Source organism: Kordia sp., assembly GCF_022447245.1.
In the GTDB taxonomy this organism is placed as follows: domain Bacteria; phylum Bacteroidota; class Bacteroidia; order Flavobacteriales; family Flavobacteriaceae; genus Kordia.
On record NZ_JAKVBC010000010.1, the window covers coordinates 16,515 to 40,714 of the forward strand.

The window sequence follows — 24,200 nt, forward strand, 5'->3', positions numbered from 1 at the left end:
ACATTCTAGCATCTGATTTAGGTGTTATTGTAAAAAGTGGCGGCAACAAATCGTATTATTTTGCGGTAAGCGATATTATTACGACTGATCCTGTGAGTAATGCCAAAGTAACGCTATACAACTATCAACAACAAGAAATTGCTTCAAAACAGACAGATTCAGAAGGTTTAACTACTATTGATGGCGATAAAAACGCTTATTTCGCAACCGTAACCAAAGGCAATCAAATCACTTATGTAAAACTGAACGATGGTGGTGCATTGTCCATGAGTAAGTTTGATGTGGCTGGAAAAAAGATTAAAAAAGGCATCAACGGTTATATTTACGGAGAACGTGGTGTTTGGAGACCTGGTGACAGCTTACACTTAGCTTTTGTATTAAATGATGCTGGAAATCACCTTCCAGAAAATCATCCAGTAAAAATGGAAGTGACGGATGCACGTGGAAAATTAATTTATAAAAACATTCAAACACAAAGTGTAAACGACTTCTATAAGTTTACCGTTGAAACAGATCGTGAAGCGCCAACTGGAAATTGGGAAGCCAATGTAAGTGTTGGAGGTGTCAATTTCTCCAAAACGCTCAAAATAGAAACGGTAAAACCAAATCGTTTAAAGATCAATATTGATTTTGATGATGAAATTTTAGCCAATTCCAGACCTATTGAAGGAACACTTAACGCTGCTTGGTTACACGGTGCACCAGCAAAAAACTTAAAAGCAGAAGTCAATGTAAGATTAACAAGTACAAAAACATCGTTCAAAAAGTTCCCAAAATATGAATTCAACGATCCTACGCGAAGTTTCAATACGGAAGAATTTGTCATGTTCAAAGGACAACTCAACGAGGAAGGAGACGTTGATATTTCCAAAAAAATAAACGTAGAAAAAAATGCCCCGGGCATGTTGCGAGCTTCGTTTTTAACACGTGTGTATGAAAATGGTGGCGATTTCTCTATTGATGCTTTCTCCAAAGATTTTGCACCATACACTTCGTTTATTGGTCTAAAATCACCTGAACCAAAACAATACGGTTCTTTCTATACAGATGAAGACAATACCTTTGAAATTGTAACTGTTGACGATCGTGGAAATCCAATAAAACGCAATGGATTAAAGGTGAAAATTTATGAAATCAACTGGCGTTGGTGGTGGAGTTCTTCGTATGAAGATTTATCATCGTATGCAGGAAGTAACTATCACGAACGCTATCGAACATTTACGGTCAATACAGACTCCAATGGAAAAGGAAGTTTTAAGTTAAATATTCCAGATATAGATCGTGGGCGTTACTTAATTCACATTTCTGATCCAAAAAGTGGACACGCTACAGGAAGAACCGCTTATTTCTACAAAAACTGGTGGCGCAAAAGCTATGATGGTAATTCAGAATCTGCCAAAATGTTGATTTTTTCAGCAGATAAAGACAAATACAACGCTGGTGAAACAGCAACCATTACATTCCCGTCAGGAAAAGGTGGACGCGCATTGATCAGTGTAGAAAATGGTACCGAAGTACTCAGTACTAAATGGGTAAAGACTACCAAAGAACAAACGACAACTACTATTCCAATTATGGACGATATGGCGCCGAATGTCTTTGTAAGCATTTCCTTAGTACAAAAACACAATAATATTTCCAACGATCTACCAATTCGTTTATATGGTGTCATTCCGATTATGGTTGAAAATCCAGCAACGATTCTCAAACCTAAAATTTCAATGCCAGAAACTTTACGTCCAGAACAATCGTTTACGGTAAAAGTCAGTGAAGAAAACAAAAAAGCAATGACCTATACCATTGCCGTTGTAGACGAAGGCTTGTTAGATTTAACACGATTTAAAACACCAAATGCTTGGGATGTATTCTATCAGCGACAAGCGCTTGGCGTACGTACTTGGGATATTTACGATGACATCATTGGCGCATTTAGCGGAGATATTGATCAAGTATTTGCGATTGGTGGTGGCGATGGTGGAAATGGTGCTAAAAACAAAAAAGCCAATCGTTTCAAACCTGTGGTAAAATATTTAGGACCATTCAAACTAAAAGCAGGACAAACACAATCACACGATATAGAAATGCCAAATTATATTGGCGCAGTCCGTACCATGGTAGTTGCAGGTGATACAAAAACACAAGCGTATGGAAATGCTGAAAAATCATCACAAGTAAAAAAACCATTGATGGTCTTAGCAACTGCACCAAGAAAATTAAGTCCAGGCGAGAAAGTTACCTTACCAGTCACTGTTTTTGCCATGGAAAATAAGGTAAAAAATGTATCGCTAGAGCTGAAATTACAAAACGGAATTTCAGTGATTGGAAGTAAAACCAAATCCATCAGCTTCAGCAAACCTGATGAAAAAATGGTGTATTTTGACTTGGATGTGAGCGAAATTAAAGGCATTCAAACTATAGAAGTATTGGCTTCTGGAAATGGTGAAAAAGCTTCTTATAAAGTGGAACTGGATGTAGAAAATCCAAATCCAATCACCAAGAAAGTACATGAATTGACATTACAAGGAAACGAATCACAAACACTTTCATTCGATACTTTTGGTGTGGCTGGAAGCAATGCAGCTACCGTAGAATTTTCAACCTTGCCACCAATGGACTTTACGGCTCGTATGGAATATTTAATTCGTTATCCACACGGTTGTGTTGAGCAAACGACTTCGAGCGTATTTCCACAATTGTATTTAGCAGATATTTTTGATTTGACAACTCAGAAAAGAGGAGAAATCAATCAAAACATAGAAAAAGGAATCAAGCGTTTGGCACATTTCCAACGTCCAAACGGTGGTATGAGCTATTGGATTGGGGAAGGTTCTGTAAACGATTGGGGAACAAATTACGCAGGTCATTTTATGATTGAAGCTGAAAAGAAAGGGTATACATTGCCATTGACATTTATGAATCAGTGGATCAACTATCAGCAAAATGCAGCGCGTTCATGGCGAAACAACAATCGTTATTACAATGATGATTTAACACAAGCCTATCGATTGTATACCTTGGCTTTAGCAGGTCATCCAGATTTAGCGTCTATGAACCGATTGCGTGAAACCAATAATTTATCAAACGATGCCAAATGGCGATTGGCAGCAGCCTATGCATTGGCTTCACAAAAAGAAGCTGCTGAAAAAATTGCAAAATCAGCAAATATTAATTTTACGCCTTCTAACAATCGTTATGATTATACCTATGGTTCTGTAGATAGAAATCGCGCCATGGCAATGGAAACAATGGTAATTTTAAAAAATCAAAAAATGATTGATCTTGCCAAAACAATTGCCAAAGAACTGTCTTCAAACCGTTGGATGAGTACACAAACTACCGCGTATAGTTTATTAGCAATGGGTAAAATGGTAACGCAAAACGGTGGAAAAAATATCAAAATGCAATATGCACTTAATGGGAAAACTCCACAAACCATTCAAACCACAAAAGCCATTGCACAACGCGATTTAGCCATTCAAAAAGGAAGCAATACTGTTCAAATAGAAAACAAGGAAAATAATGTATTGTTTATAAGTGTGTTGAGCACCGGTAAATTGCCATTGGGCGATGAATTAGCCGAAAAACGCAACTTGGATATTCGTGTCACCTATAAAGACAAAGCAGGAAACACGATTGATGTTTCTAAGTTAACACAAGGAACCGATTTTATGGCAACCGTAACGGTTTCAAACAATAAACCAGAATTTGTAGGAGACATTGCATTAACAGAAATATTCCCATCAGGTTGGGAAATTGTGAATACACGTTTTACTGACTATGGAAACACGCCTTCAAGCGAAGCTAGACATACAGATATTAGAGACGATCGTGTGAATTTCTATTTCGATTTGCCACGCGGAAAAGCAAAGACTTTTAATGTACTGCTCAATGCTTCCTATTTAGGAAAATACTATTTACCGGGCGTGCAGGCAGAAGCAATGTATGATAATGATTTCTTTGTACGTACGAAAGGACAATGGATTGAAGTTGTAAGATAATTTATAAACGCCAAAAAAAATTACTAAAGTTTAAGTATCTTCGTTAACAGCCGAAATTCCTAGATTTTATAGAATATTTTCCCCGCAAACGAAAAAAAGAAATATTACGAAAAGTTTATGTCAAAATTTAAAATAGGATGTATGATTGTGTTGGGAATTTTTTCCTTTTCAGGAAATCCTAACTACACAATTTCTAGGTCAACATCTGAAATGATGAATCCTATAGATATTGTGATTTGCGATGATGATGGTTTTGTAGAAGTAGATATTTTAAGCGTTCAAAATGAAGTATTACAGGGTTTTGGTGGCGGCGCTATTGAAGAAGCTATTGTAATTTCTACATCCACAGGATATATTATTCAAATAAATGATCTTCTTGGCGCTCAAACCACACAAGTTATATGTGACCTTTCAGTCCCGCTATCAGATGTTGCCGTAGATGAAAATGAAGTCATTTATGCAACTAATTTTACCAATATATTTTCTATAGACAATACCACATGTGTAACCAACGGACTTCCAAATGTGGGAATCACTCCAGGCACCAACTCTTTATCATTTGATACTCAAGGGAATTTATATTATGGTGGTGAAAATAGTAGTAGCGTATACCGATACGATAGCGACGAAATGAGTCCTCCGTATATATGGCATAATTTCGGTAGTGGTTCACCGAGTGGCGATTTTGTAATATTAGGTGATAAAATGTATATATCGTGGTCTATCAGTGGAGGTGTGCGATTGTATGAAGTAACCATTGATGCTGCTTTTAATTATATTTCTCATATAGATTTAGGACCAATCCTTGGAGCTACTTTTGGACTGGCTAGTGAACTCGGACAACTCTATGGCGTAACAACTTCCGAACTATATCGAATAGATTTAGATTCATTCACATTGACAACCATCGCTACAAATGATTTTACTTATGGTTCCTGGTTTGGTGCAGCAGGATTACACGAAGCTTTTAATTTTGAAGCTACTACTCATGTGAGCTTGTCAGATGCTAACAATAATGTAAATCCGCTTCCTGACACCTGGACAAATACACAACAAGGTATGCAAACAGTCTATGTAAGAGTCATAAATACTGTTACAGGAGTCTTTGAAGTGGTTGAAGTCAATATTACAATTACAGATACAGTTCCTAATTTAACAACTTCTTCAGGAATTGCTTTTTGTGATGGTGGAAGTAGGACTTTTATGTTTGATTTAACAGATGTTGAAGCAACATTATTACAAAATGTAACAAATCCAGTAACGGTTAGCTATTACAATTCAGAAGCAGATGTAATTGCTGATACCAATGCTATTAACTCTAATTATACAACAACACAAAATCTGGAAACAATTTATGTAAGAGTGCAAAATATAAACGATGATTGTTTTGCGACGAGTCAGTTTCCGATTATGGTAAATGCAGCTCCTATTATTGTAACACCAGATGATGTCATAGAATGTGGAGTCCAAAATAACGGCATTGTTGATTTGACTCAGGTTGAAACCGAACTGCTTCAGAATAACACCATTACAGTGAGTACAACATACCACTTAACTGCTGGAAATGCGGCTACAGGCACAAATGCTATTAGCTCAGACTTTCAGGCAACGCTGGGACAACAAATCATTTATGTACGAGTGGCAAGCACAGCCAGTCCTGAATGTTTTGAAACCACACAATTTACCGTGACGCTCAGCGAAAATCCACAAATCACAATTCCGAGTGACATCAACCAATGTGAAGATGAAAATAATGGTTTCTTCGATTTGACACAAGTAGAAGCTGAGTTGCTTCAAAATAATACACTGCCTGTTACAATTTCGTATTACGCTAGTTTGGCAGATGCTTCTATTGCTGTAAATCCGATCAGTACAAATTATCAAATTGCCGTGGGGCAAGTTCCTATTTTTGTACGCGTACAAAGTACCATCAATACTGAATGTTTTGAAATTGCCTCATTCCAGATTATTCGCAATGGAAATTTACAATTAACAATGCCCAATAATCTTATTCAATGTGATAATGAAAACAATGGTGTTTTTGATCTCACAGAAGTAGAGAATCAATTATTGCAAAATGTGACTGATGCAGTAACAGTTACATATCATACAAGTCAGGCAAATGCCAGCGCAGGTATCGATGCAATTCCTACGAATTATCAAATTCCTTTAGGTCAGGAAACGATCTATGTTCGGGTAGAAAATACTACCAATACTAATTGTTTTGTGACCTCACAATTTGACATCATCCAAAGTGAAATTCCACAAGTAACCACACCGAGCGACCTTATTCAATGTCCAAATGAAAATAATGGTCTTTTTGATTTGACACAAGTAGAGAGTGAAGTATTGCAAAATGTGACGGCAACAGTAAACGTTAGTTACCATGCCACGGAAGCGGATGCAGATACCAATACAAATGCTATAAATACAAATTATGATGCACAGAGCAATCAAGATGTTATATATTTGCGTGTAGAAAATACGATCTCAATTTGTTTTGCTATAGTTCAGTTTCAAGTAATTACTCCAGAACATTTGGGGATTACAATGCCGAGCAATTTAACACGTTGTGAAAATGAAAATTCACTTGTATTCAATCTCACTGAAGTAGAAGCGGAACTATTGCAAGGCGTTACGCAGAATGTAGAGGTATCGTATCATGCTTCCGCAAATGATGCCAATACTAATACTGATGCACTAGCTACCGACTATATCTTGACTTCGCAACAAGCAACGATTCATGTACGTGTAGAAGATGTTGTTACCAATTGTTTTGAAACCACGCAGTTTACTATTGAAATTTTAACAAGTCCAACGACGGAACCTATTGTAAATTCACCAGGTGCACGTCTATTGACAGATTGTTATATTGACGCCAATAATGATGGATTTTTCAATTTAAATGATGGTTATCCACTAATTGTTACGACTGGCAATACAAATTACACAACAGAGTTTTTCCTATCGGAAGCAGATGCTCAGCAAGGCATTAATACCGTTGACCCAATCTTTTACGCCATCAATGACATACAGGAGGTTTTTGTTGCAGTTACCAACGAAAATGGCTGTACTAGTACTAGCAACTTTTTCATAGATCCTGGGTGTTATGATACGGTTGTAGATATTACAAATATTTCATTTCCTGAATTTTTCACGCCAAATGGCGATGCAGCAAATGACACCTGGAATGTACGAGGCATTTCTACAATAGTACAACAAACATCCACCATGTATATCTTTGACCGTTATGGAAAATTGCTCTATTATTTTAGACCAGGACAAATACCTGGTTGGGACGGTACTTATAGAGGACGATTGATGCCAAGTAGTGATTATTGGTATAAATTTGAAACCGCCGAAGGGCAATCCTACACTGGAAGTTTTTCTTTAATTCTATAACATGCAAACCAATTTCAAACCCTATTATGCGGTCATTTTCACCTCAACTCAAACCGAAAACTTAGAAGGTTATGCGGAAATGTCAGCACACGTGGAAAATCTAGCCAAACAACAACCCGGATTTATAGGCATTGATAGCGCTCGAAATGCAATTGGAATTACCATAAGTTATTGGGAAAGTTTAGAAGCGATTCAGCAATGGAAACAACATACCGATCATTTGGTAGCACAACGAAAAGGCATCAAAGATTGGTATGCGTATTATAATGTAAAAATCTGCAAAGTAGAACGCGAGTATAGTTTTAAAGAACGTTTTTAATTAAAAATTTCTAACGTCACTTCGAGTGTTTTTTTATTATGAAATGAAGAAAAAATGTATTGAGAAATACTGTGAAAATATAAAAGTAATACAAATACCAAAGTAGATTTCGATATAACGAATCACAGATTCAACGCTCGATCTGACGTACACAGATGAAACGAAATGCTAAAATACATCATTAACAAAATAAAGAACAACAGAATAAAAACAGCCATCATCATGATACTGTTGATTGCTTACTATTTCTGTTTGCCAGCAACTTTATTTGATGTACCAACCTCCACGGTTATTGAAAGCAAAGAAGGCATTTTATTAGGCGCAAAAATTGCGGATGATGGACAATGGCGATTTCCTCAGTTAAATACTGTTCCAGAGAAATTTAAAACCTGCATCATACAGTTTGAAGATGCCTATTTCTACAGTCATCCTGGTTTTAATCCAGTTTCCATGTCAAAAGCATTGTGGCAAAACATCACTTCAGGAGAAGTACAACGTGGTGGAAGTACTTTGACACAACAGGTCATTCGCTTAGCTCGAAAAGGAAAAAAACGTACGTATATAGAGAAAGTCAAAGAAATCATTTTGGCGACACGCTTGGAGTTTTGCTATTCCAAAGATGAAATATTAAAGCTTTATGCTTCACACGCGCCTTTTGGTGGAAATGTCGTTGGATTGGATGCTGCAGCTTGGCGGTATTTTGGAAGAAGGCCACAAGAATTGTCTTGGGCAGAAAATGCAACCTTAGCTGTGTTACCCAATGCTCCAAGTTTGATTTATCCTGGAAAGAATCAAATACGATTAAAAAACAAGCGCAATCGCTTACTCAAAAAACTATTCGATCAACAAATTATTGACAAACTCACGTATGATTTGGCAATTAAAGAATCTTTGCCTCAAAAGCCTTATGCTTTACCACAAACTGCAAAACACTTGCTCGATAAAGTTGCAGAAACACACAAAGGAAAACGTATACGGACTTCTGTAAAAAGCTATTTACAAGAAGAAACCAATGCGATTGTTGCCAAACATTATAAGGAATTGCAACAGAACCAAATTTACAATGCTGCCGTTTTGGTATTGGATGTAAAAACTCGAAAAGTACTCGCATATGTAGGCAATACACCAACGGATAAAGCCCATCAAAAAGATGTCAATATCATTCACAAACCGCGAAGTACAGGAAGTATTATGAAACCGTTTTTGTATAGCGCAATTTTAGATGCAGGCGATTTACTTCCTAATACCTTAGTGGTAGATGTTCCAACACAAATTGGGAATTACAATCCAAAGAATTTTAAGGAAACCTATGATGGCGCTGTAACTGCCAAACGTGCATTGGCGCGTTCGTTGAATGTTCCTGCGGTGCGTATGTTGCAGCAATTTGGTTTGGATAAATTTTACTATTATTTGCAAAAATTACAATTAAAAGATATATCGTATAATGCCGATCATTATGGTTTATCGTTAATACTTGGAGGTGCTGAAAGTAATTTATGGGATTTGTGTAAAACGTATGCTGCCTTTTCATCAACCTTGACACATTTTGGAGAAAATTCGAGTCAATACTTTACAAATGAATTTTCTGAACCCACTTTTTTGATGGATGAAAACGTTGATTTTGGTTCGCTTGCTGCCGAAAAAACAATCTTTGATGCAGGATCGATATACTTAACTTATGAATCTTTGAAAGAAGTCAATCGTCCAGAAGGTGAAGAAAACTGGGAATTTTTTGATTCTAGCAAGCAAATTGCATGGAAAACAGGAACAAGTTTTGGTTTTCGAGACGCATGGGCCATTGGAACCACCAAAGATTATGTAGTTGGTGTTTGGGTTGGAAATGCAGATGGTGAAGGTCGTCCCGGATTGATTGGAACAGTTGCCGCTGCTCCTATTCTATTTGATGTATTTGATATTCTGCCTAAAAGCGAATGGTTTGACATTCCTTATGATGAATTGGTAGAAATTGAAACTTGTGCGCAAAGCGGTTACAGAGCTTCTGAGTTATGTGTGGAAAAACAACAACAATTTATTCCTACAAGCGGATTGAAAACAAAACCGTGTCCATATCATAAGTTAGTGCATTTAGATTTGGACGAGCGTTATCAAGTCAACTCTTCTTGTCAGCCATTGAGTCAAATGGTACACAAAAGTTGGTTTGTGCTGCCTCCTTTGATGGAATATTACTATCAAAACAAAAATCCACTATATCGAACCTTGCCTCCTTTTCGAAAAGATTGTACTGCGGAGTTTCAAAAAAGTATGGACTTTATTTACCCTGAAGAAGCCACAAAAGTATTTCTTCCAAAAGATTTTGATGGTAACAAAAATGGTGTCATTTTACGATTGGCGCATTCCATTCCAGACACAAAAGTATTTTGGTATATAGATGAAACCTTTTTAGGAACTACCGAAACCATTCATGAAATGGAAGTAAAACCTGAAACTGGCATTCACAAAATTACAGTGGTAGACGCATTGGGCAATGAAGCCAAACGGACTATTGAAATTCAAGAATAATTATTTTCTCTATATTTCAAAAACTCAGATAACGATTTATACTTCTTTTTGAGATTTTCGTAAAAAACAAGCACGGTAAGATCAAAAGAAATTACTGATTCCATAAAGATATTTTTTACTTCACTCACTGTTAAATTTGGATCATAAGATCGAACAATACAACAATTCAGGAAACTATTGGTATTTTACAGAAGTTCGCCTATCATAAAAAAGCTAAGTCGTCCTTTAAAATCTTTTTAATGTTCAGGTTTTTAATCCTTAACAGTGAAAATAGGATAGTTTTAAGTGTTAATAGTTGTATGGTATTGTTTATTTAAAATGAAGATATCTTACAATACATGGCAAAAATTTAATCGTCAAAATCAACGAGATTTGTTTAGACCACTTTAAAGGGAGCTTATTAACTTCATTGATGACTTTGTATTAGTAGTAGATAAAATAGATTGGTCTTACTTCAAGGATTCATTTTCCTAAATTTTATTCAAATACAGGCAAACCAACTATACTTATACTTTTTTATGGTTGATAGTTTACAATTAAAATGTATCTGTAATTTAGGCAATTAAATATTGTATAAAGTTATAAGACGAGATTTTATATGCAATCCTTTTTTGTATGGCTTATTTTGGGGATTGATCCAGTTACCTAGTAAACCATATAAAACGTATTGCTGCCTTTGGATGATAGAAGATATTTACATTTTCAGTAAAGATAGGTGATAAATCGGCTCAAAAAAATTAATACTTTCAACTAAAAACAGTACAAGCTTTTCTAGCTGAAATGTAATGGAATACAAAGAAAATGATGAAAAAACTAAAACAGCCAACTAACCTAACTAGTTTTCAATTTCTTAAAATGACATTAAAATACGTATTGTTGAAAATTGAACCTAATTAGAAAGGAGCAACTGATTAAAATTACCTGTAACTAATTTAGACAACTATGTTTCAAACCAACATTAGTAACTTGGCATATATTTGGAAGATGATTTTTTCATACGTCATAGTGAATAAAATGAAGCTATCTACAACTATAGCAACAGATTATCTCGTCATAAATTCCTCGTAAAGACATTTCATATAATATCAAAAAACTCACCTTCCAAATACTATTAGGTGCATACTAATTCAACAGCTCCTGCAGTTACATTAAATACCATTTGCTGTACCGTAATTCCCATCATTACATTTTCATTTTGCAATACTAACAAACACTGCTTTTCATGTACTGTTTTTTGTGTTTTTAATAATTTTGAAGCAGCATCAAAACGTCCACAGGAAGTGGCTTGCAAAATATTACCTGCCGATGCTCCATTTTGAAGCTTTTTGTAATCGTTGGTAACGACAATAAAATTTTCTTCTGAAATTCGTGTTGCTGTTCGTTTTGGCGTACGTTCAATCACTACTTTTTCATTTGATTCTATTCCCGAAAGCAACAATAAACAATCACAAATAATTGGCGTATTTTCAAGTGTTACTTTTGCTTCTTCAAACGAATTGCAAGTTTCCAACACATCACGCAATAGAAAGGAAATTGGCAGTGCTAATTCTGATTGATCTTCGCTTAAAACAGCATTTAAGGTAATTGCAAATTTTTGTGGTTTTATGCCTGAAAGAGCTCCAACAAATCCTGGCCAACCAATGGTTTTAAAAACTGTTTTTCCATTTTTTTGATAGTCAAAAATCATAGAATGTGTGCTTAATATGTTATCATCTGTATGCCAATCTAAGTTACGGGCATGCAACATTTCATTGCCATTCCAAGTTACGAAAGCAGTACATCCAAAGTATAGTTTTAATATGTCGTAATACAAGTTTGCTACTAAGATTTCATTCACTGAAAAATCTGAAATTGCGGCAATACTTTCTATTTCCTGAACGTATGATTCGCTCACAAACTGTTTTTTGTATACTTCAACGCCTTCAAAAATAAATTCTGCTCCTGTAAAGTCGTTCAAATAGCATTCTATCAATTCGTCTACTTCTTTTGTATATGCTTTTAGAAATGACCAACGTTGGTTTGGTGGCAAATCTAAGTTTACAATATGTGTTTTTATTTCTTCCATTTTTTTATTCTTTAGGAATTGTAACTAATTCTATACGATCAAGTGGATCTATATTTTTATCCAACAATCGTAGCGAAGCTTGTACTGCCCAACATTTATCACTTGAATGAATATTGCTATATAAACTCAATAAAAATGATGGTTCTACGACATTCCATTCTTTTACAAATCGTGATGGAACGGCAGACTTCACAAAGAAATCAATCGTAATTCTGATCGATTTTCCTGTGTCAGTTTCCACTGTTTTTTCGTAGCGTCTAAAATTTTCTTCACTTGGTAAATGATCGTATCGCGTCCATACTTTTTTAAAATCGCGTTGGTGTAGTACATACATGACTTCCGCAACATTTTTGGGATCTACAAAGACGTCAATATCTTTATGATCGTGTGCATGCTTGTATTCTGTATGTCCTTCTGGCGATAAAAAATGCCATGCCCAACCACCGGATAGAATCACAAATTCTCTTAGAAATTGTAATTCAAGTAAAGACAGTGAAATACGGTCTTGTGACCATACTTCACCATATCTTTTTTTGTTGTGTGGCGCTCCCATAAGTTGTTCTATTTTTTAAAAACTTGTACTGGATTCCCAAGTTGCAACTGTTTGTGCTGCATCCACTTTTGTTTTTCCATGGTGTTTTGTCGTTGTTGATTTTGCGCATTTATCGCCATATCCAACCTTACAAAAGCTAGTTTTTTGTTTAAAAATTGCGAGCGTTCTTCGCTTGCTTGTACTGTAATTCCTGTAGGAATATGTGTCATACTTACTGCCGTTTCTACTTTGTTTACATGTTGTCCACCAGCTCCAGAACTTCGCGCAGTTTTTACTTGCACTTCTTTTGGAGACCATAAAATTTGTGTTGGCATTACGTATACTTTCACATTTACAAACCAGTTTTTACGCTGATGATGTGGACGATACGGACTTCTAAAAATAAACTGAACAGTTCCTTGCCAATGGTTTTTAAAATCAACTGTATCTCCTGTAGCACGTAACCAAACAGATTTATAGTTTTGGTATTTTGTAGCAACCCACTCAATGACGTTGAATGTAAAATTTGGTAATCTAGTTAGCTTTTCTGTTAAGTATTTTACGGCGAGGCAGCATTCTTCAGGTCCTGAACCTGAGGAAATTTGCACCCAAAATTGATTGTCCATAATTTCTATTTTTTTAATCTAACATGGAATTGAATTTCACATTAGTTGTTTTGTTTTTACGTTTTGATTTTTTCTTTTTTGACTTCTTTCCAACTTTTGTTTTTTCATATACACGTTGTAATTGACCGTCAATAAAGTATCTGAAATTGTTATTCATTGCGCACTTTTTAGCTGCTTTCAAATTTGCTTTTGCTTCTTTGAATTCCTCCAATTTCTCATGAATCATCGCTTTTGCATGATATAATCGCGCTTTGTCTGTTTGTGGTAATGAGAAACCAACTTCTAATACATGTTCCGCTTCGTTATAATCGCAGATGTCGATTAACAAGTATGGATAAAAATAATAGGTTTCTACATATTCATGATCTATACACAAAGCACGATGGTAATATTCACGAGCCTTTTCATAATCGTGTGCGTGTTCGTGATATATTTTACCCATCAAATAATTAGCGCCTGCATGATCGTTTCCGCCCAATATGTATTGTAATTTTTGCACACATTGCTCTAAATCATACGAGTAGCTATCTAATGCTTGAATGAATACGATATCATTTGTATATGTTGACATTTTTTTCGTTTCTGTCATTACGAGTGAAATGAAGTAATCTGTTCCTGAGAAACAGATTGCCACGAATTTTTCAAATTCTCGCAATGACGTTGTTTGTTATTAGATTTATTTAATCTTCAGTTAGAATACTAGAGAAACCTTGAGAACCTTAGTTTCTCTAGTATATTGTGAAGACGCAACTCTACTTCGTTTCCGCTCAGCGCAACCTACACTTAGCGAAGTTGAAGTATACTATCGATCCATGCGAACGATTTTTGGCGTGAATGTTCCTACTACTTCCACCAATTCTGTTTGATTGCACATGACTTGGTGAATATTTTTGTATGCCATTGGCGCTTCGTCAATTCCGCCGCCAATTAAAGTCACACCATGATCTTTTAATTGCTTCTTAATATCACTTTGTGTGATGGTTTGCTTAGCTTTTCGTCTAGATAATTGTCGTCCTGCTCCGTGAGAAGCGGATTGTAACGAATGTTTGTTTCCTGTTCCTCTAACAATAAATCCTGGCGCTGTCATCGATCCTGGAATGATCCCCAAAACTCCTTTTTGTGCTGGTGTTGCTCCTTTTCGATGTACAACGAGTTCTTCGCCATTAACGACTTCTTTCCAAGCGAAGTTGTGATGATTTTCCACCATCGCCAAAGGTCTTGCTCCTAAAGCTTTTGCTAAACGCTTGTGAATATCGTGATGACATGCCGATGCATAGTCACCTGCTAAATTCATTGCCAACCAGTATTCTTGTCCATCGTGCGTATTTAGATCGAGCCATGCTAAGTTTTTCGCTTCTCCTGGTAAAGGTGTTTGCTTAATTGCTAATTTTGTGTAATGTTTAGCAATATTTGCACCTAAACCACGCGATCCGCTATGTGACAGAATTCCTAAATACTTCCCGATAGGAACATTAAATTCGTTATTTTCATCCGAAACGTCTACAATTCCAAATTCTACAAAGTGATTTCCACCACCTGACGAACCTAATTGTTTATATGCTTTATTGAGCAGTTTTTTTACCGTTGGAATGTATTTGAATTCTGCACGTTCAAAGATTTCATGATCATTGATACGCTTGTGAGTTTCATAACTTCCAAATTTGGTATGCTCTTGCAACATATTCACATATTTGTCACGATGTCCATCGATGTATGAAGCTGGAATATCGTATAATGACAAACACATTCTACATCCAATATCGACACCAACTCCATAAGGAATTACTGCATCTTTAGCCGCTAATACGCCACCAATTGGCAAACCATATCCTGAATGTCCATCCGGCATGAGTGCTCCTGCTTTTGCAATTGGTAATTTTAGCGCTGTATATAACTGATGTTTTGCTTCTTCGGCAATTCCGTTTTCACCAAATATGGTAAAAGGCGCACGTTTCGTTTCTAATTGTTTTGCTTCTACTTGTACAGGAGTTGTCAATTCTTCAGCAATTCTTCCAACCATTCCATCTCCTATATATTTTTCAGGATTTTTAAGTATCGTTTTTAAACGTTGTAATACTTTATCTTTACGTTCACGTTTAAAATTTCGTAGCATTACATCGATAGCAATACTGATTACTTTTCCTTTTTGTGGATATCCTATGTCTATGAGGTCTTTGCCTCGTAATTTTAATTTTGCCATAACTTACATTTTAAAGCCATTTTCCGATTTTTAAATCGTGTTGCACTGCCCAATCGTTCATAATTTTTTTGGCAATTGGTGCTATTGGCTTGTTAAATCGTGCTTTTGCTTGAACGATTGTTTGTGATTTTATATCTAATTCAATCGTTGCTAAGATTTCGTGTCCTTTAGAAAAACTGATGCATCTCAATGAAAAGATACCAGTTACTTTTACACAGCATGAACGTGCGTATGATGCTACACAATGATTCATTTTTCGACCTTCTACAATCAATTCTTTGGAAGAGCATAACTCAAATAAGCGATACTTTTTTAGTTCTTTTGCTTCCTTTTTTTCAAATAGATAGGAACTGTTTAAGGTTGGTTTCCATGTAAACATTTCTACCTGAAATGCATTGTTAACAGCTTGTTCTACGTGCCAAGCATCTGATTGTCTAGTCAACGATGCAATGGTTCTTCCTTTGATAGAATATTCAGGATTATTACGAATACGATCGCTCAAATAATCGATGATTTCTTCCATTTTATTGAAATCTAACATCGTTTGTTTCATGAAGAATTGAATCACCGTTTCCCAAAAAGCTTCATGCTGAAAATTGTTTCGACTCAATGCTGTACATGCAATACGTCCTGCCAATAATTCATCGGTTCCAAACGCTAATGCTTGTGCTCTACGCAGTGCCATTTCAATGGTATATTCTGCTGGTGCTTGTAAAAATTGATGCGCTCCTTTTTTAGTTAAACGCACTGGCATTTTTGATAAGCTTTTTACACTTTTTCCGCTTCCTAAGTCAATAAACCAAGCAATATGTTTTGAGTTATGATCTGTCCATGCTTCATACATAAAATCTGGAACTTGATATGTAACAAAACAGTGTTTTAAAATGCTCTTTAATTGCTTCTCAGCATTATGGCTGTTTCGCTTCCATTCTATAATATCTCTAACATATGCTGGACTGAACCAAGCTATTAGGTAAATTGTTCTCAAAAATTCTTCATTTCTTAAAAGCTTAGTACAACGCTTTTTGTAAAGATGTAATAAGATATCTTTAAACGCTTTACGTCTGCTTGGATGCTTCTTTTTGCTTATAGCATTGAAGTGATTTTGTAATATGCTCGCTAGCGAATTGTATTCGTAGTTACTTATTTCTTTTCCTTCGTAAATTTTTTCGACCATTGCTGGAAACAGTACTTTTTTAGCTTTGTTATGTTTTTGTAAGCTTTCTTGTAATGCTGCTTCTCTAGCTTTTGCGGCAAGCTTTTCCTTTAATCTTCTGGACTTCGAAATATGCTTTCGATGTATATTTTTTGTTTCCATGACTGTCTCTTTTGAGTGTTGTTTTCAGTAAAAAATTTTAATTCGTGTGTTTGTTGTCTTTGTTCTCGCATCTTTGCTTTTTTATGGATTAAAAATTCTTTTTTGTTGGTACTGAAAACACACTCCCGAGTCTACAGTCTTTCCATTTGTTTGATTAAATTCATCTTTCGTTGTTTTGTATCGCTACACGATTTCTAGGTTTTTGTTGTGTTGTTGTAATTAACTAATTCAAATAAAAAAGCCCGATTCTGCAATAGAACCGAGCTTTGATACTGATGGGTATTTTATCCTTTACATGAAAGAATAATTTGGTTCTAAAATGAACAATTGCTGCATGATTGCAGTGTTTGTTACGATATGTCTTATTGCTGGTTTTAGCATATATTTCAAAAATGAGCATTAAAAAAACCCGAGCCTTTTGTGGACTCGGGTTTTTAATGATGAGTTATATTTCTATCGAAAGATACAACTGGTAAAACCCAAGTCGCGCATCGGAATGTTTCCAACACTGTTGTGATATGTAAGTTTTACTTTTTGCACGTTTTCGTTTTTTGTTACTAATTAATTTTTGTTGCGTTTCAACGGTTGCAAATATAGAAGATCATTTTTTAAAATTCCAAATTTATTTTTTCAAAGACCACTTGTAAAGAGCATTTTACTCATCCAAATCATCTTATTTTTTAGGTTCATTTTAAGACTATTTTTAGTCGTTTTTAATTCAACTTGAAGCTAGATATTTCCTGCAATTTTCTTTGAGAAAACCAACCAATTTTCATCTGTGAAAAAACACTGTATATTTTCGAATAAAAATTTATTTTATTTTTTTCAAAAAAATAGTTTTTTCACTCCAAAAAGCTATCAATTTTTCTACTTTTTCATCTCGATTTAATTCTTCAAACGATATTTTTATCTGTTTTTCCTTGTTTGAATTACAACTATTCTCACTTTTTAATAAGCATTTTTTTGTTTGATATTTTTTATTTATAACAAAAGTTCTTCTTAAGAATTGCAATCTAAATTTCTTAATTTATTATATTTAAATAACTATTTAAGCTAGGAGATGTATTATAGAGGTTCTTTTTTCTTTGGGTTCAAAAATTTGAACATGGTTTTTTTTGGAGTCTTTTTTCCATTATCACAAGCACTGCTCAAGAAATTCATAATAAAAAACTAGATTCGTTGTATCAGTTGGTACTGGCACAAATGCAATCTGATAATTACTACGAATCTTTAAAAATAATTTATCAAATACAAGAAGTTTCTGCCGGAAAAAAATCTCAGTAATTACAAAGCAGATGCCGATAATTTATTTGGTTTGTCTTATGTCCAACACTATGCGTACGATAAAGCAGAAAGCCATTTTGATAAAGCGATTGATTCTAATACAAAACGAAATGATTCCGTGAGTCTTGCAATTAATTATGCCAATTTGCTACACTTATATGTTCTTGCAAAAAACTACGATAAATACGATTCGCATATAGCACAAGCAAGAATGGCAGACGCTAAAGTACATAACCGAAATCGCTTTTATTATTACGAAACTGAAGTCATACGATTGTATGATTTAAAAAAGTTTGATTCATTAATTTATGTTTCAAAAAAAGCACTGCATGATATAAAAAATGGCTTTTATTTTTCTGTGTACTCTAATGAGAAGCAAAAGACATCTGTTAAGAATCGTTCAGAAATTACTTTTGAGTTGTTTTTAGCGTACGCTTTAATGGAGAAAAACCTTGAAAGCAGCAACTCTTATAAACTTTTAAACAAGTTAGAAAAGATTCATCTTGAAGAAGTTTTATGGTTCAGTCCAAGAGTTTTTGAACATATTTCCAGAGTTCGATCTTATAAAGAGTTGTATCATATTAGACAGCAATATACAGATAAAGATTCTATACTTTATTATAAAAATGAAGCGGCAAAATATGCTGAAAATGCAAATGATCTTTTAACGAAAAAGTCTGCTGAAAAAACCAGTATGTTATCAATTCAATTAACAAAGAAGAAGAGTTAAAAAGAAGTCAGATTATCAACGAAAATCAAGCTAGCGAGAATACTTTAATCAAAAAAATCAACTACTTATTTATTACCCTTTCTATTATTAGTTTTTCCCTTTTGATTTATTGTTATACCTCTTCAAAAAAACTTCGCAAAACCAATACTGATTTACAAAAATTACAAGCAGATAGAAATACGTTTTTAGGAGTCGTAAGTCATGAAATTAGAACGCCTCTTTACGCTTTACAAGAACTGGTTGCCAAATTAGTGAGTGAACAAAAAGGGCAAAATAAAGAAGAAATTGCACATATCAACAACTCCATTATTAATCTAAGACATGCTATTGATAATTCTTTGCAATTCTCTCGTTTCAACTATTTTTGCATCAATATTCATTCTCACTATCGCGAAGTAAATCTGATAGAGTTTACAAAAGAAATACAGCAATATTTCAGCGCTATTTTACAAATACATACTTGTGATATAGAGATTCGTCACAATCTTAAAAATCAACTATTTGTTTTAGATGAAGCCAAACTAACTATTGTATTTCGGAATATTTAAAAATGCCGAAGAAGCTTCTGATGTGACTAAAATTACCTTTGAAATCAAAGAACATATTGTTTCAGACACAACTTCTGAGATTCTGTTTCGTATTGAAGATAATGGAAAAGGGATTCCTGAAAAAACAATAGAAGATATACAGCAATAACGTATTTTACTTCCTAATGAAAATGAACATAAAGGCATTCGTTTAGGACTTATTTTATGTAATCAAATTTTATCCTTGTATGATATCAATTATCATTTAATAATAAGGTGTAATTTACACCAAGTAGCATTTCCTATAGTATTGAAAAGAGCTAGTGCAACTCTTCAAAAAAGTCAATCCAAACCTTCTCAAAAAAGGAATTCGAGCCATATTTTATTTGTTGATGACAATAAAATCAACTTATTAATTACTAAAAAAAATATTGAAAGTTTGTCTTTGGCATGTGATACTGTAGATAATGGTCATGATGCAATTCAAAAAATCACAACCAAAAAATATAGTCTTATTTTGATGGATTTAAACATGCCTGATATTGACGGTTTTGAAACAACACAGGAGATAAAGAAACTACAACCTTCTATTCCAATAGTGGCACATACAGTATTGAGTAATGATGAAGTTGCCACCAAATGTAGCGAAGCAGGCATGTATGACATTCTTACAAAGCCGATGCAAAAAGTGAAGTTAAAGCGAATTTTAAAAATGCTTTTAATTCTTGAGTCTAATTAAAAACTTATATCATTTATTTTTTTAGATACATTTTGAGCATAGAATGATCTGATTTCCATGTGACCAGCTTTTCTGTTTTTAGAATTTCCAAATCTTTTGAAACCCAGATATGATCTAGAGAAAGCAGCGGAATATTCCAAAACCAAGTTTCACGAAACCCATTTCCTTTTTCTGTAAAAGCGTGTTGATACTCTTTTTTAAATGTTTCAAAGAATAACGATTCAAAAGGCGTATTAAAATCACCCAGTATGATGTTTTTTTCGTCTGTTTTGACTTCAGAAAGAATACTTTCTAGCATCGGTTCTCGAAAATGTCGTAAATCTGAAGAGACATCAATCGCATAAAAATTTGTGTTTTTTGTGCTAAAATGAACCACAACAACATGATCTTTTGTTTTTACTTTTGAATGAACTTTTATGGGCATTTTTGAAAAAATTCCAACGGATTTTTCTGTGAGTTCAAAATGATAGTTTTTGTATTTTTCTTTGATTTTTTGATAGTCGTATTCATCACATTCAATCAAAATCATCACATCCGGAGTTGATTTATTCACGGAAAATGCATCCTCAAAGTTTCGGACTCTGTACGCATTCCACAAAACAACTTCTATCGCATTTGTAGTGTCCACATTAGGTGAAGTTGTGTAACTTCGGTTGAACCAAATAACTGCAATAACAAGTGCTACTATTATATAGTATTTTCTGGCGGAAGCCTCTGTAAACAGGAGTAAAAACAATAACCCGAGCACAATCATCGGAAGCGGTGTTCCATAAAAAAGTAACGCCGAAAGATAAAACATATCTTTGATCGTAAAGTGTACAATGATTGCGAAAATCAGGAAGATTTGCAGTGCTTTTTTGAAATACTTTCGAATATTCATGTTTATCTTGAGACTGCCATAAATTTCATATTCTTCCAATACGTTTTCGTCCGCAATAAATACAGCGCTCTTAACAAGTCTAAGTAATTTTGATGAATGGTATTTGTTGTAATTTTATCCGAATTTATATTGTTTAAGCCAACTATTGTATAGTGATTATCAATCTTTTTAAGATTTACGAATATCTCTTCCTTGTAAAATTTACTTTTTACGCTTTCTCCTTCAAATAAAGGATCCATTGCCAGAGCTTTTGGGAATTTAATTTCTTCTTTTAATTCTTCTAATCTGTTTATTTTTTTTGTGTAGTAATAGAGCGATTTTACAGCCTTAAAAGTAGCTGAATTACAGGTTTCAGACAAGATGTTTATGTCATCTGTTAAAAAATAGGTTTTTACAGCTTTGTGAAACGAGTTGACAACTTTTAACACCGAATCAATTACTGATTTCTTTACTAAATATTCTTTCTGTTTTTGGATTTCATTTTTAGTCAGATGGATTTGAGCGGCACTAGGATACTTATTATTTTCTCCTTGAACCTTCCATTTTCCATTATCATCTTTACATAGATTTATAAAGTAATATTCATTTCGATTGGTATTGCAAACTGCGCAATCATCCTCAAGATTAACATTTGTTATTTTAATCCTTTTAATGTCTTCATTTATTCCTTGAGCTCCGCCAGCACGAAGCACTTTTGCATGTTCTTTATTAAGTTCAATGACTAAGAAAAGCGTATCTGAGGTGGCTTCTTTTTACATTGTCTCATCTCCTTGATTATAAGCGATTCGACCTTTTAAAAAGTTTTCACATACATTTTTAACCGTGCTTTCTTCTCTCATTTTTTCACAACTACAGAGTAAAAAAAATATACAAAGCCAAATAAAATTCCTCATAAAGATTGGTATTAGATTTTAGCGTAATGGCAGTCCTTTTCCTGCCCACCAAGGATGCATTTCAATTTCCAAACGTCCTGCTTTTACCATAGGATCAGCATTTGCCAAACTGTCTGCCATTTCAATGGTTGGAACACTGTAGATTGTGATACCACGAATATCTCCTAAATCGCCAAAAGGCCCTGAAATATCAGCATATCCTAAATCATACATTCTTTTTAAATGCGCTAAATGCAAACGCTGTAAACTATCTGCTCCTTGTTTGCTTTGCGAGCGATTTTGACCTTTTTTGAGGAATGCCATGAAGTATTGCTGCATCATAATGGTATCTTTTGTTTTTGGATCTATGAATTCCAAAATTTTGTAACCTTCCTCCGTTAATTTTTTAATTTCTTCTTTGGAAAATTTTTTGATTCCATCTTGTTCACGTACGGCGATTTCTTTTTTGTTTTCTGTAGAATTATTACATGCAACACTAAAAATTGCGATCAGAATGAGGCAGACATATTTATTCATGATGCCAAGTTTTATATGGTTTTTTACTGAGTTGTGAATTGTAATATTTGGTTTGACCTGTGACTTCTTCACCAAGCCAAGATGGTGTATTAAATGGTTCATCTTCGTGCTGTAATTCAACTTCTGCTACAATTAAGCCTTCGTTTTGTCCAAAAAATTCATCTACTTCAAATGTATGATTTCCAGACGGAATGTTGTACCGTATTTTTTCAATGATTCCTTCTTCACAAATCGCTAATAATTGCTTTGCTTCCGCAACTGAAATTGCAGTTTCCCATTCAAAACGACTTGTACCAGTTTCGTTTGATTTTCCTTTGACTGTTAGAAACCCTTCCTTTCCTTTGATACGAACACGTACTGTACGTTCAACATCTGTATTCAGAAAACCTTGCGCTATTTCGAAAGAACTTGCGGCTTCATCTTTAAATTTTAGACTGTTAACGAGAAATTTTCGTTCTATTTCTTGCATTATTTTTTTTTAAAAGCTTTAGCAAGTCATGTGCACTTTTGAATGTAAATGCTACTAGTTGCTGGTGTTTATCAAATATATAAGAAGTTGGATAAAAGGTAATGTTGTAATCAGGAATTATTGGTGAATCTGCTCCTGCATATAAATTTATCCATGCAATATCATCTTTTTTTGAAGCTTTTTTCCATGCTGAAGTAGTTTTATCAGTATTGATAGAAATAATTTCAATACCTGCTTCTTGGAGTTGTTGATAATAAGCTTTGCCTTCTTTGTTAAATTTTCGACAAGGAATACACCCTGCATTCCAAAACTCTAATAAAGTATACTGCTTCTTGGAGATGATTTCTGCTAAACTTTTTTCTTCACCTTTGATGTCTACTAAAGTATAGGCTATAAACTTCTGATTTGTATTATAAATATCAAGTTTTTCTATATAACTGTGAACTATTTTATAGTCAGCAGTAGCCTGCAAAGAGCTGTCTATCTGTTGCAAATATGTATGGAACTTTGCTTTTTCTTCGACGGTCAAATCTTTTTTATCATACACCACATTGTCTTCCAACATACTTCGTAAATAATGAAGCCCTATGATTGAATAGTCTTTGTGTAACATACTAGTTTCATACAGCGAGAAAGATTGCTTTCGAATATTCGGATATATAGTTCTCCGCATACTATCATTTTTGAGACTGTCGCGAAAAATCCATGTGCTATTAGCTTTTGAAAATTTCTCATCAAATTGTCTGGCATATTGATTGAAAGCTCCTCTGACTATAGTATCTGCTATAAAAGTAGTTTCGCCAAATTTTTCACCAACTTCTATGTCTAATTGCAGCGTATCCTTTGTGATATACACAGTCAGTGGCGAAAAATTTTCCATTTTTCCATGAATTGAAATTTCTCCTTTGTCAAAGGATGATACCTTAGCCTTAAAACTATAATAACCATCTTGTACAGTAGTTTCTATAGTATTGTTTGGATATAAACTTGGAATGTTTAATTGCAGTTTTTCATTAGCTCCATTCTTCACTTTTCCATGAATAAAGAAATCAAAATCTTGTTCTTTATTGGGATGGTTTTTATTGGAACAAGCATAAAAAAACAACAGTATACATGATAAAAAGAATACAATTTTCATGTTTTTCATACAGCTAATTTGGTTTGAAATTTAAATTACTGCTA

19 protein-coding genes are annotated in these 24,200 nt (G+C 34.3%); 8 read left to right on the top strand and 11 right to left on the bottom strand.

The window, feature by feature from the left end; all coding sequences use genetic code 11:
* Window positions 1-26 precede the first annotated feature (26 nt).
* From MK119_RS08570 to pbpC, 4 genes are all read left to right on the top strand, one after another.
* Window positions 27-3,998, top strand: a complete 3,972-nt coding sequence (locus MK119_RS08570; protein ID WP_290677288.1) for an MG2 domain-containing protein — start codon at window positions 27-29, stop codon at window positions 3,996-3,998.
* 117 nt (window positions 3,999-4,115) lie between these two features.
* Window positions 4,116-7,400, top strand: a complete 3,285-nt coding sequence (locus MK119_RS08575) for a T9SS type B sorting domain-containing protein (protein WP_290677014.1) — start codon at window positions 4,116-4,118, stop codon at window positions 7,398-7,400.
* Between the two features lies 1 nt (window position 7,401).
* Window positions 7,402-7,719: an antibiotic biosynthesis monooxygenase gene (locus MK119_RS08580; protein ID WP_290677017.1), complete on the top strand. Its 318-nt coding sequence runs from the start codon at window positions 7,402-7,404 to the stop codon at window positions 7,717-7,719.
* A 222-nt stretch (window positions 7,720-7,941) separates the two neighbouring features.
* A complete protein-coding gene (gene pbpC, locus MK119_RS08585) occupies window positions 7,942-10,239 on the top strand; it encodes a penicillin-binding protein 1C (RefSeq protein WP_290677020.1) in 2,298 nt (765 codons plus the stop codon).
* Between the two features lie 1,111 nt (window positions 10,240-11,350).
* Here pbpC and MK119_RS08590 read toward each other — a convergent pair.
* From MK119_RS08590 to MK119_RS08615, 6 genes are all read right to left on the bottom strand, one after another.
* Window positions 11,351-12,304 carry a C45 family autoproteolytic acyltransferase/hydolase gene (locus tag MK119_RS08590; RefSeq protein ID WP_290677023.1) on the bottom strand — a complete coding sequence of 318 codons (954 nt, stop codon included), beginning with the start codon at window positions 12,302-12,304 and terminating at the stop codon, window positions 11,351-11,353.
* A 4-nt stretch (window positions 12,305-12,308) separates the two neighbouring features.
* On the bottom strand, window positions 12,309-12,857 hold the full coding sequence (locus MK119_RS08595; protein WP_290677026.1) for a hypothetical protein: 549 nt from the start codon (window positions 12,855-12,857) through the stop codon (window positions 12,309-12,311).
* Between the two features lie 8 nt (window positions 12,858-12,865).
* Window positions 12,866-13,462, bottom strand: coding sequence for a peptide chain release factor H (prfH, locus tag MK119_RS08600; protein WP_290677028.1), 597 nt, complete (start codon window positions 13,460-13,462; stop codon window positions 12,866-12,868).
* 13 nt (window positions 13,463-13,475) lie between these two features.
* Window positions 13,476-14,033, bottom strand: coding sequence for a hypothetical protein (locus tag MK119_RS08605; RefSeq protein ID WP_290677031.1), 558 nt, complete (start codon window positions 14,031-14,033; stop codon window positions 13,476-13,478).
* 231 nt (window positions 14,034-14,264) lie between these two features.
* On the bottom strand, window positions 14,265-15,662 hold the full coding sequence (locus tag MK119_RS08610; RefSeq protein WP_290677034.1) for an RtcB family protein: 1,398 nt from the start codon (window positions 15,660-15,662) through the stop codon (window positions 14,265-14,267).
* A gap of 10 nt (window positions 15,663-15,672) precedes the next feature.
* Entirely contained in the window at window positions 15,673-16,980 is a 1,308-nt protein-coding gene (locus MK119_RS08615) for a PcfJ domain-containing protein (protein ID WP_290677037.1), read from the bottom strand.
* Window positions 16,981-18,382: 1,402 nt separating this feature from the next.
* Here MK119_RS08615 and MK119_RS08620 point away from each other — a divergent pair.
* The 4 genes from MK119_RS08620 (at window position 18,383) to MK119_RS08635 (ending at window position 20,260) form a co-directional block, all read left to right on the top strand.
* On the top strand, window positions 18,383-18,994 hold the full coding sequence (locus tag MK119_RS08620) for a hypothetical protein (RefSeq protein ID WP_290677040.1): 612 nt from the start codon (window positions 18,383-18,385) through the stop codon (window positions 18,992-18,994).
* A 101-nt stretch (window positions 18,995-19,095) separates the two neighbouring features.
* Entirely contained in the window at window positions 19,096-19,542 is a 447-nt protein-coding gene (locus MK119_RS08625; protein ID WP_290677043.1) for a histidine kinase dimerization/phospho-acceptor domain-containing protein, read from the top strand.
* Window positions 19,523-19,690: a hypothetical protein gene (locus tag MK119_RS08630; protein ID WP_290677046.1), complete on the top strand. Its 168-nt coding sequence runs from the start codon at window positions 19,523-19,525 to the stop codon at window positions 19,688-19,690. The genes MK119_RS08625 and MK119_RS08630 overlap by 20 nt, the downstream gene beginning before the upstream one ends.
* Before the next feature lie 141 nt (window positions 19,691-19,831).
* Window positions 19,832-20,260, top strand: coding sequence for a response regulator (locus MK119_RS08635; protein WP_290677049.1), 429 nt, complete (start codon window positions 19,832-19,834; stop codon window positions 20,258-20,260).
* Between the two features lie 13 nt (window positions 20,261-20,273).
* Here the strand turns inward: MK119_RS08635 and MK119_RS08640 are convergent, their stop codons facing one another.
* The 5 genes from MK119_RS08640 to MK119_RS08660 all read right to left on the bottom strand — a co-directional run bounded on the left by MK119_RS08640 (window position 20,274) and on the right by MK119_RS08660 (window position 24,165).
* Window positions 20,274-21,140, bottom strand: a complete 867-nt coding sequence (locus tag MK119_RS08640) for an endonuclease/exonuclease/phosphatase family protein (RefSeq protein WP_290677051.1) — start codon at window positions 21,138-21,140, stop codon at window positions 20,274-20,276.
* Between the two features lie 2 nt (window positions 21,141-21,142).
* Window positions 21,143-21,832: a hypothetical protein gene (locus tag MK119_RS08645; RefSeq protein WP_290677053.1), complete on the bottom strand. Its 690-nt coding sequence runs from the start codon at window positions 21,830-21,832 to the stop codon at window positions 21,143-21,145.
* 219 nt (window positions 21,833-22,051) lie between these two features.
* Window positions 22,052-22,549 carry a hypothetical protein gene (locus tag MK119_RS08650; protein WP_290677055.1) on the bottom strand — a complete coding sequence of 166 codons (498 nt, stop codon included), beginning with the start codon at window positions 22,547-22,549 and terminating at the stop codon, window positions 22,052-22,054.
* Window positions 22,542-23,018, bottom strand: a complete 477-nt coding sequence (locus MK119_RS08655) for a CYTH domain-containing protein (protein ID WP_290677058.1) — start codon at window positions 23,016-23,018, stop codon at window positions 22,542-22,544. The genes MK119_RS08650 and MK119_RS08655 overlap by 8 nt, the downstream gene beginning before the upstream one ends.
* The gene (locus MK119_RS08660) at window positions 22,987-24,165 is read right to left on the bottom strand and encodes a TlpA disulfide reductase family protein (RefSeq protein WP_290677061.1); all 1,179 of its coding nucleotides are present in this window, start codon (window positions 24,163-24,165) and stop codon (window positions 22,987-22,989) included. The genes MK119_RS08655 and MK119_RS08660 overlap by 32 nt, the downstream gene beginning before the upstream one ends.
* Between the last annotated feature and the right edge of the window lie 35 nt (window positions 24,166-24,200).

Coding starts and splice junctions, on each gene's coding strand:
- MK119_RS08655 (WP_290677058.1), bottom strand. CDS start 23,018: ATGCAAGAAATAGAACGAAAATTTCTCGTTAACAGTCTAAAATTTAAA.
- MK119_RS08580 (WP_290677017.1), top strand. CDS start 7,402: ATGCAAACCAATTTCAAACCCTATTATGCGGTCATTTTCACCTCAACT.
- MK119_RS08595 (WP_290677026.1), bottom strand. CDS start 12,857: ATGGGAGCGCCACACAACAAAAAAAGATATGGTGAAGTATGGTCACAA.
- MK119_RS08640 (WP_290677051.1), bottom strand. CDS start 21,140: ATGAATATTCGAAAGTATTTCAAAAAAGCACTGCAAATCTTCCTGATT.
- MK119_RS08615 (WP_290677037.1), bottom strand. CDS start 16,980: ATGGAAACAAAAAATATACATCGAAAGCATATTTCGAAGTCCAGAAGA.
- MK119_RS08650 (WP_290677055.1), bottom strand. CDS start 22,549: ATGAATAAATATGTCTGCCTCATTCTGATCGCAATTTTTAGTGTTGCA.
- pbpC (WP_290677020.1), top strand. CDS start 7,942: ATGATACTGTTGATTGCTTACTATTTCTGTTTGCCAGCAACTTTATTT.
- MK119_RS08605 (WP_290677031.1), bottom strand. CDS start 14,033: ATGTCAACATATACAAATGATATCGTATTCATTCAAGCATTAGATAGC.
- prfH (WP_290677028.1), bottom strand. CDS start 13,462: ATGGACAATCAATTTTGGGTGCAAATTTCCTCAGGTTCAGGACCTGAA.
- MK119_RS08610 (WP_290677034.1), bottom strand. CDS start 15,662: ATGGCAAAATTAAAATTACGAGGCAAAGACCTCATAGACATAGGATAT.
- MK119_RS08575 (WP_290677014.1), top strand. CDS start 4,116: ATGTCAAAATTTAAAATAGGATGTATGATTGTGTTGGGAATTTTTTCC.
- MK119_RS08590 (WP_290677023.1), bottom strand. CDS start 12,304: ATGGAAGAAATAAAAACACATATTGTAAACTTAGATTTGCCACCAAAC.
- MK119_RS08660 (WP_290677061.1), bottom strand. CDS start 24,165: ATGAAAAACATGAAAATTGTATTCTTTTTATCATGTATACTGTTGTTT.